The sequence below is a fragment of the Methylobacterium terricola genome, from assembly GCF_006151805.1.
Lineage (GTDB): Bacteria > Pseudomonadota > Alphaproteobacteria > Rhizobiales > Beijerinckiaceae > Methylobacterium > Methylobacterium terricola.
Genome location: NZ_VDDA01000023.1, coordinates 52,191 through 67,023 on the forward strand (window position 1 = coordinate 52,191; position 14,833 = coordinate 67,023).

Sequence of the window (14,833 nt, forward strand, 5' to 3'; positions counted from 1 at the left end):
CCGTGGAAACAATGTCTCTGGAGAGGGGCCACAAGTCATTCGGCCTCCTGCACGCGGCTCGGGCAGAGTGCCTTGAAGATTCGGATGTTGGTCGGGTAGCCGCTGGCGCTCGAGCCGTCCGCCACCTCGCTGGACGGGAGGCTCATGACCACGTACTTGGCCATGCTGTCCTTGCTGCGGGACCGGCCGGCGAAGCGGTAGCGGTTGCCCTGGAAGTCGGTGAACTCGCCGCGCGGGCAGTTGGCGGTGATCCGGTCGTTGAGCGGGACGGCCAGTTCCTCGCTGATGCAGGCGGGCGTCACCTTGCCGACGTAGTCCCGGCAGAAGCCGACCGCGTCTTCGCGCGTGTGCCTGGTGCGGATCACCGCTTGAGCCGTGTCCAGGCCGCTCATCGACACGACGGTGACGGTCATGCCGGCGCGCGACCCGTAGTAGATCTTCCCCGAGGCCGCGGCCGGCGAGACCGCGAACAGGCCCAGCGTGCAGAGTGCGGCCGGCAGAACGTGTCTCATCGCGGGGAACTCCTCCGCCTTCCGTCTGTCGACCGGGTGCCTCGCGAATCGTCCCTGATTCACGGAGGCCATAACGAAGGCATGCCGGGATATCGACTTGCAGCGCCCGAGCCAACCTTCTCCATTCATCCGCCGTGGGAGTGCATCACCCCCGCCATTCCCCGCGTACGGCGAAGCAGGCCGCCACGAAGGCGGTGGCCAGGGCTGCGGCGAGTTCCCGTCCGCCTGACAGCACGAGCGTCAGGACGAGGCAGGTCAGGAATGCGGCCGTCCCCATCAGGAGCGGACGGCCGCGGCGGCGCGGGGGAGGGGCTGGAACCGGGGCCGAATCGGGTGGAGGCGGCGGAGCGGCCGGTTGCACCATGACCGGCTCGGCATGGACCCGGAGGCCGAATCCCACCAGCGCGCTGAGCCCACCGAGGACGATCCAGGCCGGGATCAGGAACGACGCCATGCCGAGCACCATCGTCTGCTCGGACTTGTAGTGGAAGCCCGGCCGCGTCACGGCGACGATGCCGAGGAGAGGCAGGCCCACGCAGATCAGGGTCGTGATCCAGAAGATCCGGCGCGCCGACAGTTGCCACTCCCGGGAGATCGCCAATCCCCCCGGCCGCTCCGCCCCCGACATCCGCTCTCACCCTGGGTAATTTCGCGTGCTCGACAATATCGAGGACAGATTCGGGGGTGATGCAAGGGAAATTCGGACTGTGGCCCAGGGCTGTGTATGATCTCAGAACCACGGCTTCGGTGCGGTCCGGTGCGTCTGCGGCGCGCATCCCCTGTTCGTTGGCGATCACGCTCACGAGGATCAGGACACGGACGTGAGGCCGAGCGCTTGAGCCAGCACCTGCCTCACCGCCTCGGGCCGAGACGGCTTCGGGTCGGGTTGCCGCGCGATGAGTTCGTCGAGGGCGGCAAGCATATCCGGATCGAGGCGCAACATGATGCCCTCCTTGCGCCCGCCTGAAGGCTTGCGACCTCTACGTTTCGGGATATCCGCAATTGACGCATTCATGATTTCGGGATATCCCATAAAGGACGGCCCGACAAGGTGCTTGCGACACCTGCCGGGCCTGACCCGAAGCACGGAGCATCCCATGCGACAGGCTGAGCATACCCCTAACACATCCCAATGTGGCCCCGTCACCTCCGCCCTGGCAGCGACCCACGAGGCCCTGATGACACGCCGGTCCTTCGTGGCAAGCGCTGCCGCTTCAACGTCAGTGGCAGCGCCGGTCGCTGCCATGGCGCTGATCGATCCCTTTCCCGATGCCGAGCTCATCAGCTTGGGCCAGGACCTGAACGAGGCGTGGGAGGCGGAGCGCCTTGCGGTTGACGAGGCGGTGGAAGGGGCCGTTCTGAGATGCTGCGACATCGTGAAGAGGATCGAACGCCAGCCCGCCACGACGCTCGCGGGCCTCACGATCAAAGTCTTGGCGCTCTCCTGGTGCCACGACGGAGATCCTTTGGCCTGGGCGAGCCTCTGCGCCTCGACGACTGATCGTCGCCTCGTCGCATCAATCCTGACCGACATCATAGCCGCAAGAGGCACGGCGTGAGCGCCGTCGTTCCCTTTCAGTTCGAGGCCCGTCCGGTGCGCGTCATCGACCGCGACGGCGCACCATGGTTCGTCGCCGCCGACGTGTGCGGCGCTCTCGCGATTGCAAACTCGCGAGATGCCATCGCGCGCCTCGACGCAGACGAGAAGGGTGTCGGAACTTCCGACACCCCTGGCGGCAAGCAGGAAGTGACCCTCATTTCGGAGAGCGGCCTCTACACCCTCATCCTGCGGTGCCAGGGAGCGACCACGCCCGGCACTCTCCCGCACCGGTTCCGGAAATGGGTCACTGGCGAGGTGCTGCCCTCGATCCGCCGCTCGGGCAGCTACGCCCCGCGGGCCGATCAGCGCAAGGAAGCCTTGCGGATGGTGGCCGAGTGCCGGCGGACCTTCGGAAAGGCGGCAGCGCAGCGATTGTGGGTGGAGCTCGGCCTACCCGCAGTGAGCGGACCACTGGCGAACTCCCTGCCCCTGCCGGTGGACGAGATCGAGGCGTTCATTCGGCAGGCCGATCGACCCGTCACCCGCTCCGAGCTGTACCGCAGGGTAGACGGACGCATGGACGCCCGGCAGCTCGACACGGTGATGCGCGACCTCGTCGACAGCGGCAGGGTCGAGGTGGTCGTCGAGCGGACGCTGGGCCGATCCAGGACCACCTACAGGACGTTGCCGGCTCCGGAGTAAGGCGCCATCCCCAATCATCTCCAAGGCCCGCTCATCGTGCGGGCCTTTTCATTTTACGCGCCGGTCTCGTGCCCCACAGCCTCGGCCACTTCGGCCACAGCATCCTGCATGCGCTGGCGACGCCGAGCTGGTCATCGACCATGTAGAGCAGTCCGAGGCGACGATTGCGCCCGACCAGAAGGCGTTTCCCTTCGGGCCGGGGGTACGTCTAAGTGGACGCCGCCTCGGCATATGGACGAACTTGGAGCAACCTTCCCGTGATCGAAAGGGTGGCGCCGCTTGCGGCTTCGGAGGCTCCCGGCAGGACAGCACGCCTTCCCGCGCCTGCAGGACGCAAACCAGCCGGCCCATCGCATGCACTAAGGAGTATCGACGATTGGATAGCGTCATGGCTGCGCTGGAGGCCCGTAGTGCCGTCCACGCCGATCTGGAGCTGACACGAGGGCGATAACGCATCATCTTCCATCTGGAGCCCGGTGGGTGTTATTTGGATCCGGGCGCGCATCTCAATCCAGGTTGTTCGTTGGCGACGAACTTTTGCACAAGCGAGCACTCTGGGAATTGTTGTCACGATTCATTACTGATCTTAATTTATACGAACCGCGCGGAGCTGTCGCAGCGAAGGCTCGATAAATGGAAAATTGTCATTATCTGGCATTGCTCTAATTGCATCAGAAACGCGCTTTTTCTCGCCATTAAATAGGTCGGCCATCCCTTCGGAAAATGCCACTCGCAAGATTTTTTCGGACTTATACGTTAGTCTGTCAATCAACTCGCGGATTTGAGAAGCTGACGTTGGCAGTGATTGAACAAGCTTAATTTTATCTGGCAGATTAGCGTCTGATGTGTCATTGGACCCTATCATGATTTGCTGCAATATAAGCTCATGTAAAAAAGCAAGGCGGTACATTGTACGGCTCGACTCATCGGATTTTAATGTCGCAGCAATCGACAGTGACAACATTTCTAAAGTCTGCGGCGAAAATTTTGAAACAATCTGTTTTTCAAGGTATTTTTCTTGAATTCGAATGGTTGCTTCATTTTTTGTTCTAAGGGATTTTATCTCGAATTCTCCATCTGACTGACTACGGGCAAATCTCAATCCTTGTTGCTTCAAGGCTGCATCGTTGTCTTTATTTGTGAAGGCAGACGGCCAGCATCGCTCTCCGTGTTCGAAGCTCTGCCAGTCACCCTCCGATGCAATTACATCATCAATGCCTGCAATTTCGCGCGTAATTGAACCACAAGGACTGAACACTGAAGAGTGCCCATTGACCTGAATGATCCATTCTTTTCTAGTGGTTTGCTCCTTAGTTACGCCTAAAGGTCTTTTCGCAAGTTCTCTATATATTATTGGCACTATATCGTTTATAAATTTTTTTGTTTCATCATTATACAAATCTATCAAGGCAATAATGCCGTCGCGCCTTAAGTAACGCGCACGTTTTTTGATTTCATTACCGGCATCGATCATACTATTAATATTATCTTGCTCGTTATTTATAATTTCCGACTTAGCTACTTCGCTGCGAACCTTTTCAAGCCGATGATAGCGGCTGAGTAACTCAAGATAGGCCTGAACACCTTTGACCCACTCAAGCGGGCTTGGTGCCTCCGCGACAACTGGTGCATTGGTGATTTTTCGATTCAAAGCGGACAGGTATCCAATACTCCTTCCTGAATCGACCGAAAGATAGAACATATTGCTCACAGTACCAAGCGGATCTGCCGCGATGCGTCCGCTGCCCGCGATCATGTCAAGGCGGGCGACATCTGTTGCGTATAACTTGAAATCACCCAAGCAAGTGCTATATGCGTTTCTATCTACGGATTGACTTGCGTCTCCCTTGAGACATCTCTGAGAACTAACGCTTAACGCCCCACTTAGCAAATATGAAATTGCAGACTCTTGAATTTTTGCTCTAATCTCGCCTTCCTCTCGAATATCGCCGAGGGCGGCACGTAAATTATCCAATTTACCGTCGATAACAATGAATCCCGATCGCATATAGTCAGCGACGACAATCAATGATCGATCAATTGCATCGAAACGAGTGCGCATCTCGTCTCGCATTTCCGAGATGTCTTTTCTTAAAGCTTGAATGTTATCAAATATAATTTGATTAAAAGCGGCACCTCCATCACCGCCTCCGAAGATCGAGGCCATGACTCCCATAGCCTTTAATGACAGCATCACTGCTGTGAAAGGATTAGCTGCCGCTGAAAGAGCGACACCTATTTTCGCCAATTCTGCTGCGCCCCCAATCCCACGATTAATCTTATTAGCAAGTTTTGGATTATCTCGAAATGCAACGTTTACCAGCGAAGTCAAGCCTTGCTGCGTTAGCTGGATATTTGATTGCAGTTTACTCATCTCGTCATTGGCGATTTGTCGTTGCCTCAGTTCTACAAAATACTTTCGAGTATTATCTTTTATATGATTCATTCCTGCCGATACTATTTTTTCCATATCTTCTTGAGTTACGGCTTTAGATAGAAGTTCGTTGAATGATTTTTGCATCTGTTCCTTGATCAGAAGCTGTGACGCAACTACGGACCCGCGGAGTCCGATCAACTCACCTTGCATGCCTGTAAGTTCCTTGCTGAAGGCATCCATCTGTACGGATATGCCTTTAGCTTGACCATCCGCCTCCAGATTAGCGAGAACCTCGAACAACCGACTGGCGTTCTGTTCCGCACAACTATGTGCATCCAAGATCGCCTGCGTACCGCCGGCACCAATACCAATCACAGCACCAGGGATTGTAGCGGTTGCGATTCCGGCTGTGCTGGCAATGCCGAATGTTTCCCATGCTCCACGCATACATCTCACGTATTCTTCGTCGCCAGATGGTAAAACAACATTCTTCCCGCTTGAATTCTTTGTCACCTTGAAACCAGGGAATTCATCTAAATCATCAGGAAGCGTTAAAATAGGCCTTGAGTCGAAATATTTTTGGATTTCAATTTTGTATTTCTGTGCCGACTGTCGAAGTTTTACCAATCCGTCTTCGTCCAATTGAGCAAATACAGGAGTTAAGCAAAAAAAATTCGACAAGATAGCAAGCATCATGGCCTTCGATCGCATGCTATTGCCTCCAGATACGAATCAGGAAATTATGGTGTCAGCACTGAACAGGCTTGTAAATTCCCCATTCTGTGCAAATTTTCCGTTTGCTCGGGACGAAATGTGATATCAACATTCCTGCGTTGTTCATAAAATAAACGATTCAATTCAATGATTATATTTGCGTTTGACCATCGTATAAGTTATGGATTTGCTTACCGATTATAGAGCTTGCAGACTGATCGATTATCTTCTCGCCTCTGTGTAGACAATCCATTTTACGCCACTGCCGTCGCGCAGAATCCTTTTTGCACCCTGGGAGAAACCCGCTCGCCGCCTTCCTGCACCGCCAGCAGAAAGTCCGCCGGTGCAAAAACTCCAAGCTCTAACTCTATAAATATAAAAGAAAAAATCTTTTTACCCTTCTTCCCTCCTATCCCTCTCCCCTTCATTGTTAGACCTGCTCTCCATGCCCTCTCTCCAGCGAACGGCTTTTTACACCGTCAAGAACTCGGGGGAGGGGGTTGAGGGCGCTCCGGTGGTATGATCCGCCCGCCACGCCCCCGCCCGGTCCGGGTCTCCCGCCACGGAGATCCGGCCGACCATGCCGACCACCGACACCCCGTCCGCGATCCGCCTCTGGGTCGCCGCCTACGTGGCGGCGAACCGCGAGACCGCCGTCCGCGACGCCGCCGAGGCCCGCGCCTATCCCGCCCTCCTGCCCACCGGCCTCGTCGAGGTGAGCCACGCCCGCCGGCGCATGCTGGTCGAGCGGCCGGTCTTCCCCCGCTACGTCTTCCTCGGCGTGCCCGAGGGCGCGTCCTGGTACCCGCTGCGGGCCGTCCCGGGCGTGCTCGGCATCCTGTCGAGCGGGCAGCAGCCGCGGGCGGTGCCGAAGCGCATCGTCGGCCTGCTGGAGGAAGCCATCGCCGCCAACGCCTTCACCCGCACCGCCGAGGCGGCCTTTGCAGCGGGAGAGGCGGTGAAGGTCCGCGTCGGCTCGGCCGAGCTCGACGCCTTCGTGGAGCGCGTGCGGCACACCCTGCCGGGCCAGCGCATCGACGTGGTGTTCGAGGCGATGGGCAAGCGGCACAGGGCGACGGTCCCGCTTGATCATGTCCGCGCCGCAGGGTAATTCTGGGCGCATGCAGGGCTGCGGTGAGTTTTCACCCGCCCTGCGGATGCATTGGCGGATGCGCACCAAGCGCCCTTCCGCAGAGGCGCTGTCGGCGCCGCCCCGGGCCTGCTATCCTCCTCGGACCATCGGGCAGCCCGGGAGGCTCCGCATGTTCGAGTGGCTCAGTCGCATCCTGTTCCGGAGCACGGCGTCTCCGGACACGCTCCGGCGCCGGGAGGATTCCAGCGCCGTGGACTACGCTCCGTCCCACGCCTCCGACACCTCCGCCGCGAGTACCGCGGGCGTCGCCGGGTCGGGCGGCTGGTTCTCCTTCGGCGGCTCGGATAGCGGCTCGTCGTCCAGCTGCTCGACCGACAGCTCTAGCAGCAGCGCGAGCGGCGGCTGCTGAGGGGAGGGGGCGTCCGGCCCCCGACCCGCCCGTCCTCACGCCTCCGGCGCCTCCATGCCCGCCAACACCGACTGGGAAGCGATCGAGGCCGCCTACCGCGCCGGCCAGCTCTCCGTCCGCGAGATCGCCAAGGCCCATGGCATCAGCGAGGGCGCGATCCGCAAGCGGGCCAAGGCCGCCGGCTGGACCCGGGCGCTCGCAGATAAGGTCCGGGACGCGGTCCGTGAGAAGCTGGTACGCAGCAGCGGTGCGCAAGCTCCACGCACGCGTACCGATGCGGAGATCATCGAGACCTCGGCCCAGATCGGGTTCGACGTCGTCACCTCCCACCGGCGGGACCTGCAGCAGCTCCACGGCCTGAAGCGCGTGCTGGCCGACCGCCTCGCCACGCACCTCCACGGCGGCCAGCCCGACGGCCCGCTGCTCGGGGAACGGGAGAGCCCCGGCGACCTGCTGGAGAAGCTGTCCCGGGTCACCGCCCGCCTGATCCCGCTCGAGCGGCAGGCGCACAACCTCGATGCCGATCCGGCCGGGCTCGAACCGGCGACCAGGGCCGATCTCCGTGCCGCGCTCGACCGTCTCGACCAGGGCCAACGGGACCAGCTCCGCGCCATCGCCGAGCGCCTGGCTGGCCAACCCGAAGACCCTGCTGCGGGAGCTTGATCGGCTCGACTGCGAGGGGAGCCTCGCCGGCTACGTGCGGCGGGCCTGGCCCATCGTCGAGCCCGCTGCGCCCTACATCCACGGCTGGCACATCGACGCGATCGCCGAGCACCTGGAGGCGGTGACCGCCGGACAGATCACCCGGCTGCTGATCAACGTGCCGCCCGGCACGATGAAGAGCCTGATGGTCGGGGTGTTCTGGCCGACCTGGGAATGGGGGCCGCGGAACCGCCCCGCGACCCGCGTGGTGGCGACCTCGCACAGCATCCCGCTCGCGGTGCGCGACAACCTCAAGGCAAGGCGGCTGGTCACCTCGGACTGGTATCGGGGGCTCTGGGGCGACCGGGTGGTTCTCACCGGCGACCAGAACGCGAAGACCAAGTTCGAGAACACGAGGACCGGCGTTCGGGACGCCATGGCGTTCAAGAGCCTGACCGGTTCCCGCGGCGACCGGGTCATCATCGACGATCCCCATTCGGTCGACAGCGCCGAGAGCGAGGCGGAGCGCGGCAGCGTCACCACCACGTTCCTGGAATCGGTGCCGACCCGCCTCACCGACCCGAAGCGCTCCGCGATCGTGGTGGTGATGCAGCGCCTTCACGAGCGCGACGTCTCGGGCGTGATCCTGTCGAAGGATCTCGGCTACGAGCACCTGATGCTGCCGATGGAGTTCGAGCCGGACCGCCGGTGCGTCACCTCCATCGGCTTCCGCGATCCACGGACAGAGGACGGCGAGCTGCTGTTCCCGGCCCGCTTCCCGCGCGAGGTGGTGGAGCGCGACAAGATCCCGCTCGGCGCCTATGCCGTCGCCGGGCAGTTCCAGCAGCGGCCGGCGCCGCGGCACGGCGGCCTGTTCCAGGTCGGCAAGATCGAGATCGTCGATGCGCTCCCCCGCATCACGAAGGCGGTGCGGGGCTGGGACCTCGCCGGGACGACCAGGGGCGGCGACTGGACGGCGGGGGTGAAGATCGGCCGGGGCGAGGACGGTGCGTTCTATGTCCTCGACGTGAGGCGGGTGCAGAAGACCCCGGGCGCCGTCCGCACGCTCCTGTTCGACACCGCGCGCCAGGACGGCGGCGACGTCGCGATCCGGCTGCCGCAGGATCCGGGGCAGGCCGGCAAGGCGCAGGCTCAGGATCTCGTCGCAGCGCTCGCCGGCTACATCGTCACCGCCCTGCCGGTCACGGGCGCCAAGGACACCCGAGCCCGGCCGCTCGCCGCCCAGGTCGAGCAGGGCAACGTGCGGCTGGTTCGGGCGCCCTGGAACGACGCCTTCCTGCAGGAGCTCGGCATGTTCCCGTCCGGCTCGCACGACGACCAAGTGGACGCCGCGAGCGACGCCTTCAACGAGCTTGCCGGCGTGAAGGGCGGCGAGGGGATCCTGGAGTTCTACCGCCGGGAGGCCGAGGCCGTGCCCGCTATCCCGGCCCCGCAGCACGGCTGGTCCATGCCGTCGGGCGTCGTAGCCGGGCAGGTCGCGATGCGAGCCCCGCCCGGCACTGGGACGGTCATCGGGCTCACCGGCGCGCGCTACGTGCCCGACGCGGCCGGGCTGGTGCGGGTGGCGAGCGAGGATGCCGGGCCGCTGCGGGCGGCAGGGTTCGTGGATGCCGCCGACGACGCGGCCTGAGAGCCACCCGCACCCACACGTCCACCAGCGTCTCCGCCGCGCCCGTCCGGCACCGCGTCCTCGTCCAGGAGAACCCCAGCCATGATGCCGAAAGTCGTCCTCAAGGCGCCCCCGGGCGTCGGCGGCCAGATCCAGGCCAGTCGGTCCGGCCGCAACTACACGATCGCCCCCGACGGCACCGTCACGGTCGATTCGTCCGACGTGCGCGACCTGATCGGCGCCGGCTTCGTCGTCCAGCAACAGGCGGGCGATCCTGATACCGCGACCGCGGCCCCCATCACCTCGCCCTCGCCCACCGCGGCGATCGAGGGCGCCACCGCGCTCGACCCGGCGCAGCGCGAGGCCGGCCGTCGCGAGAGTCCGGCCGACATCACCCAGCAGCACCAGGATTATGGCGGCGCCGTCCCGCCCCATGGCCGCCCGCTCGACCTCGGGCAGGATCCGGTCGTGACCCTCCACAAGGAGGCCGATGCGGCGGCCGCGGCCGAGGCCGCCCAGCGTGCCGGCGCGCCCCAGGCCATGACGAGCCCGGAGGCCAACACCGGTAACGCCACGCAGCCCGCCGGCACCGAGGCGCAGCAGCAGGAGGCGGCGAAGCGCGCGACCAAGGGCGAGACGAAGGGCGAGCCGTCGGCCTGACGGCGGCGCGCGGGCCGGATCCGGAGCGAGAATGGCGAACCCGTCGCGCGGCGGCGTCCAGGGCATCTCCCTGTCGCCGCTGACGCTCAACCTCCGCTACGCCGCGCCCGGCCAGGGCTCGGGCTGGTTCGGGCCGGGCGTACCCATGCCGCCCTCCGCCCCGCCGGAGGTGCGTGGCCGCGCCTGGGATTTCCCGGTCGGCTACAACCTCGCCACCACCGCCCGGGCCTACGAGCCGGTCGGGTTCGACATGCTGCGGCGGCTCGCCGACGGCTACGACCTGCTCCGGCTCGTCATCGAGACGCGCAAGGATCAGGTCGCCCGGATGGACTGGACGATCCGGCCGCGCGAAGGGCGGGCGGTCGACCGCCGGACCGCGGCACTCGTCGCGTGGCTGCGCAAGCCCGACGGGCTGCACCGGTGGGACGACTGGCTGCGCATGGTGCTCGAGGACGTGCTGGTCCTCGACGCCCTGTCGTTGCTGAAGCGCCGCGACTACTCCGGCAACCTGCTGGCCCTGGAGCCGATCGACGGCGCCACGATCAAGCCGCTGGTCGACGACTGGGGCCGCGTCCCCGAGCCGATGCTGCGCGCCGGCGAGACCGAGTGGCCCGACGCCTACCAGCAGATCCTCAAGGGCCTGCCGGCGGTGAACTACACCGCCAACGACCTGCTCTACCGGCCGCGGAACCGGCGCGTGAACCGGGTCTACGGCTACTCGCCCGTCGAGCAGGTGATGACCACGGTCAACATCGCCCTGCGCCGGCAGGTCGGGACCCTGGAATATTACACCTCGGGCAATGTCCCCGATTCGCTGATCGGCGTGCCCGACACCTGGACGCCCGACCAGATCGCGGCATTCCAGAACCACTGGGACTCGCTGTTCGAGGGCAACCAGGCGCGCCGTCGCAAGGCCAAGTTCGTGCCCGGCGGCGTCGCCAAGACCTTCATCCAGACCCGCGAGCCGGAGCTGAAGGGCGAGTTCGACGAGTGGCTGGCCCGCGTCGTCTGCTTCGCCTTCTCGACCTCGCCGCAGGCCCTGCTCAAGCAGATGAACCGCGCGAGCGCGGACACCCAGAAGGAAATCGCCGAGGAGGAAGGCCTGGCGCCGCTCCTCGACTGGGTGAAGGGCCTGATCGACGACGTGCTCGCCGACGACCTCGGCGCGCCCGAGCTCGAATTCGCCTGGGCCGAGGACGCGCAGATCGACGAGGCGCGGCAGGCCGAGATCCTGCGGGGCAAGGCCTCCTCGGGTCTGATGAGCATCAACGAGGTGCGGGCGAAGGACGGCCTCGATCCCGACCCGTCGCCGGCGGCCAACCAGCTGATGGTGCTCACCGGATCCGGTTACGTGCCGATCGACGCGAACACGCTGGAGGCCAAGAAGGCGGCCATGGACCTGCTCGGCCCGCCGCCGGGGCCAGGTGGTGCGTTCGGGGCGCAGGGCGGCGGGCAGGAGCAGGACGACGAGGACGGGGTCGCCAAGCGGCTCCTCGCCAGGTTCGATTTGGCCAAGTTCGACCTCGCCAAGTTCGACCTCGCCAAGTTCGACCTCGCCAAGTTCGACCCGGATCAGCCCCGGGCCGCCGACGGCAAGTGGACCAGCGGCGGAGGCGGCAGCGCGAGCGGCGATGCAACGGCGAAGACCCGGGAGGAGAAGGCGCGCGAGACGTTCCGCGGGGTGGTGCGCAACACCGCGATCGCGGCGGCCCTCCTCGCCGGCGGCGCCGTCGTCACGGCGATGAGCGGTGGGACGGCGCCGGCCGTTGTCGCCCTGGCGACCTACGCCGCGGATTCCCTGCTCACCAACGCCGCCGAGAAGGTCGCCCGCCACCTCATGTCCGAGGCCGGCGTCGATGAAGAGGCGGCCACGAGCCTCGTCACCGGCGCGCTCGATGGTGCGGGCCTCGGCGGGCTGCTCAAGGCCGAGGGCGTCGGGATCCTGGCGGAGTTGCGCCGCGAGCTCGCCGCCACCGTGGATGCCGCGCTCGACGAGATGAGCCGGCACGTCGAGGAAGCACACGGCGACTTCGACGAGGATGTGCGCGAAGCGGCGCTGGCGGCAATCGAGGAGCGCCGGCGCGCCTGGCACGACAAGGTCGCGGCGATCGGGGCGCCGGCCGGGAAGGCGGCCTTCAGCAAGCGGTGGAGGCGGCCGGACCCCCTCCCTTTCGACCGGCCGGCCACGCGCCGGGCCATCCGGGCGATCACGGGGCGGATTGCAGGTGCGCTCACCCGTATCCGTGACGAGGCGGTCGCAGCGGCGCGCGGGTTCGGCAAGCTCGCCAAGGCAGCGCCGGACCCCGAGGATGCGGAGCAGGCCCGGCGTGAGGCAGACCGCTTCGTCGACCGGCTCGACCTCTCCGACCTCGGGGGCCTTGCGCCGGACCTCGCCGATGATCTGGCGGGCGTCGCCTCCGACGCAGTGCGCCGGACGATGGCGCAAGTCGGCGCCGACGGGCTGGACACCCTGGTCGATCAGGTCAACGAGGGAGCCGTCGCCCAGGCCCGTGCCCGAGCCGCCGAACTGGTCGGGATGCGCTGGGACGCCGACGGCAACCTCGTCGAGGCCCGGCGCGCCTCCTACCGGATCGACGAGACGACCCGCGAGATGCTGCGGGAGACGATCGTCTCGGGGCTGTCCCGCAACATCGGCTCGGACGCGATCGCCGACGAGATCGAAGGCTCCTACGCCTTCTCGGCCGAACGGGCCCTGACGATCGCCGAGACCGAGGTGGCGTCCGTCAACGGCCAGGCCTCGCTGGAGAGCTACCACGCGGCGCGCGAGGCCGGCGTCGGGGTCCGAAAGCAGTGGTTCGCCGAGGACGGCTGCTGCGCGGCCTGCCAGGCTAACGCCGAGGCCGGGCCGATCGATCTCGACGACGAGTTTCCGAGCGGGGACGACACCACCCCGGCGCACCCGAAATGCCGCTGCGTGGTGGGGCCGGTTGTCGAGGACCCACCGGAGGCGGTCGGCAAGGCGTATGATCCACGTCAGGAGCGGGACGAGCGCGGCCGGTGGACGTCCGGTCTCTCGTCCGCCCTCAGCGCGGCCGGCCAGAAGGCGGCTCCCGTCGTTCGCGCCAGCCTCGGCACGGTGACGAGGGCGGCAAGGATCCACGCTCTCACCGGGGTTGATGTGCGTGGCTTCAAGCACACCCTGACCAATGAAGGCATCAAGCACATTCTCGCCAAGCACGGCTCGGCGCAGGAGAGGGCGCGGGGGCAAATCCCCGTCTCTAAAGAGGACTTCGCGCAGGTTGCCGTGATCGTTCGACGACCGGACACCGTCCAGGCTGGTCCTGCCTCCAAGGCGAACGGTCAACCACGCCTGGTCTTTACGAAGGCCATCGACGGCGTGACCTACACATGCATCGGCGAGATCCAGCGCGGAAAGCGGCGGATCGAAGTCGTCACGCTGTGGAAGAAGTAGCACCGCCATGCTCGATGCGCGGTTCAGAACCGGCCTGAGCTGACACGTCCGGAACGACTGGCGGCTGCCCAGGAGTGTAGCGCGTCCCACCGCAGACCTCAACGTCAACCCGATTCGACACGACCCAAGGAGCCGAGCATGGCCACGGCGATGACCGGCCTCGTCCGCAACTTTGGCGCGCCCAGCCTCGCCAAGACCTTCAACGAGGGGGACCACCCCCGCGACGCCAGCGGCCGGTGGACCTCGGGCGACCACGCCGTCGACAACGCCACGTTCCAGCCCGAGGACGAGGCGCGGATGCACGCCATCGACGCCCGCCTGGACCGGCACCTCGGCAACATTCATGCGGCGCGAAAGCAGGCGGCCGAGCACATCACGGCGCTCAAGCGGATCGGCGCGACCGTCGAAAAGGAGCACGCCAAGGCGCTCGATGCGCTCACCGAGCACAACGAGGTCCTGGGCGAGTACGGATTTGCCGAGAGCGAATCCACCGATGTCGATGATGCCGACGAATTCCGGTCCAGCATCGACGATGCGCTTGACGTCTTGAAGCCTCACGTCACCGCAGCGAAGCTGAAGTGAGTAATCACATGAACATACGGCGCGGGCTGCAGATGTTCGGTACGCTCGGTCTCGCCAAATCGTGGAACGAGGAAGACCATCCGCGTGACGACGACGGGAAGTTCTCGTCGACCGGCGGAGGGGGCGGTTCGCACGACGACGACGGCGAGGAGTACGAGCCCGGCGAGGGTTACGAGCCCAAGGACCAGGCACGGCATGACAAGGCCATGGCGGCACTCGGCGAGCACATCAGCGGCCTGGAGAGCAGCCTGAACAGCGTGGCCGCGGCAGTCCATAGCCCTGATGCCAGCCCGGATAAGATCATTGCGGCGGGCAAAGATGCGATCAAGCAGTTCAAGGAAGCCGGCCGCGCCTACGACAAAGTGCAGGCAATCCGCGAAAAATATGGCGACGCTGCGCCTGACGCTGGCATTCTAAGAGCGCCTAACAGAACGGCACGATCGGGTCTGTTGGGCGTTGGGGTGGTATGGCTCGCCCGCTTCTTCCCGACGACCTCTGGTCTGCGATCGCCCCGCTTCTGCCGCCGCACCCGCCTCGCC

14 protein-coding genes are annotated in these 14,833 nt (G+C 64.6%); 10 read left to right on the forward strand and 4 right to left on the reverse strand.

The features are described from left to right. Positions 1-35 precede the first annotated feature (35 nt). From FF100_RS29355 to FF100_RS29365, 3 genes are all read right to left on the reverse strand, one after another. Positions 36-512 carry a hypothetical protein gene (locus FF100_RS29355; protein ID WP_246102517.1) on the reverse strand — a complete coding sequence of 159 codons (477 nt, stop codon included), beginning with the start codon at positions 510-512 and terminating at the stop codon, positions 36-38. Positions 513-657: 145 nt separating this feature from the next. After that, entirely contained in the window at positions 658-1,113 is a 456-nt protein-coding gene (locus tag FF100_RS29360) for a hypothetical protein (RefSeq protein WP_139039364.1), read from the reverse strand. A gap of 207 nt (positions 1,114-1,320) precedes the next feature. After that, positions 1,321-1,455 carry a ribbon-helix-helix domain-containing protein gene (locus FF100_RS29365; protein ID WP_139039365.1) on the reverse strand — a complete coding sequence of 45 codons (135 nt, stop codon included), beginning with the start codon at positions 1,453-1,455 and terminating at the stop codon, positions 1,321-1,323. Positions 1,456-1,756: 301 nt separating this feature from the next. Here FF100_RS29365 and FF100_RS29370 point away from each other — a divergent pair, with 301 nt between their 5' ends. Continuing rightward, on the forward strand, positions 1,757-2,071 hold the full coding sequence (locus tag FF100_RS29370) for a hypothetical protein (RefSeq protein WP_139039367.1): 315 nt from the start codon (positions 1,757-1,759) through the stop codon (positions 2,069-2,071). Beyond that, complete coding sequence (locus tag FF100_RS29375; RefSeq protein ID WP_139039369.1) at positions 2,068-2,754, forward strand: BRO-N domain-containing protein; 687 nt, start codon at positions 2,068-2,070, stop codon at positions 2,752-2,754. Before FF100_RS29370 ends, FF100_RS29375 begins: the two co-directional genes overlap by 4 nt. 586 nt (positions 2,755-3,340) lie before the next feature. Here FF100_RS29375 and FF100_RS29380 read toward each other — a convergent pair. Then, complete coding sequence (locus FF100_RS29380; RefSeq protein WP_139039370.1) at positions 3,341-5,842, reverse strand: hypothetical protein; 2,502 nt, start codon at positions 5,840-5,842, stop codon at positions 3,341-3,343. Positions 5,843-6,425: 583 nt separating this feature from the next. Between FF100_RS29380 and nusG the strand changes: the two genes are divergently transcribed. From nusG to FF100_RS29430, 8 genes are all read left to right on the forward strand, one after another. After that, on the forward strand, positions 6,426-6,956 hold the full coding sequence (gene nusG, locus FF100_RS29385; RefSeq protein ID WP_139039372.1) for a transcription termination/antitermination protein NusG: 531 nt from the start codon (positions 6,426-6,428) through the stop codon (positions 6,954-6,956). A 151-nt stretch (positions 6,957-7,107) separates the two neighbouring features. Then, the gene (locus FF100_RS29390; protein WP_139039374.1) at positions 7,108-7,347 is read left to right on the forward strand and encodes a hypothetical protein; all 240 of its coding nucleotides are present in this window, start codon (positions 7,108-7,110) and stop codon (positions 7,345-7,347) included. Positions 7,348-7,401: 54 nt separating this feature from the next. Continuing rightward, entirely contained in the window at positions 7,402-8,010 is a 609-nt protein-coding gene (locus tag FF100_RS29395) for a hypothetical protein (protein ID WP_246102519.1), read from the forward strand. Then, positions 7,910-9,640, forward strand: a complete 1,731-nt coding sequence (gene terL, locus FF100_RS29400; RefSeq protein ID WP_246102521.1) for a phage terminase large subunit — start codon at positions 7,910-7,912, stop codon at positions 9,638-9,640. The genes FF100_RS29395 and terL overlap by 101 nt, the downstream gene beginning before the upstream one ends. Positions 9,641-9,721: 81 nt before the next feature. Further along, positions 9,722-10,279, forward strand: a complete 558-nt coding sequence (locus FF100_RS29405) for a hypothetical protein (protein ID WP_139039375.1) — start codon at positions 9,722-9,724, stop codon at positions 10,277-10,279. 31 nt (positions 10,280-10,310) lie between these two features. Then, positions 10,311-13,712, forward strand: a complete 3,402-nt coding sequence (locus FF100_RS37365; RefSeq protein WP_171070378.1) for a phage portal protein — start codon at positions 10,311-10,313, stop codon at positions 13,710-13,712. A gap of 138 nt (positions 13,713-13,850) precedes the next feature. Then, positions 13,851-14,294 (forward strand): hypothetical protein, encoded by a 444-nt coding sequence (locus FF100_RS29425; protein WP_139039377.1) that lies wholly within the window; start codon positions 13,851-13,853, stop codon positions 14,292-14,294. 8 nt (positions 14,295-14,302) lie between these two features. Next, positions 14,303-14,833: hypothetical protein (locus FF100_RS29430; protein ID WP_139039379.1), on the forward strand; the 531-nt coding region annotated here is incomplete at its 3' end.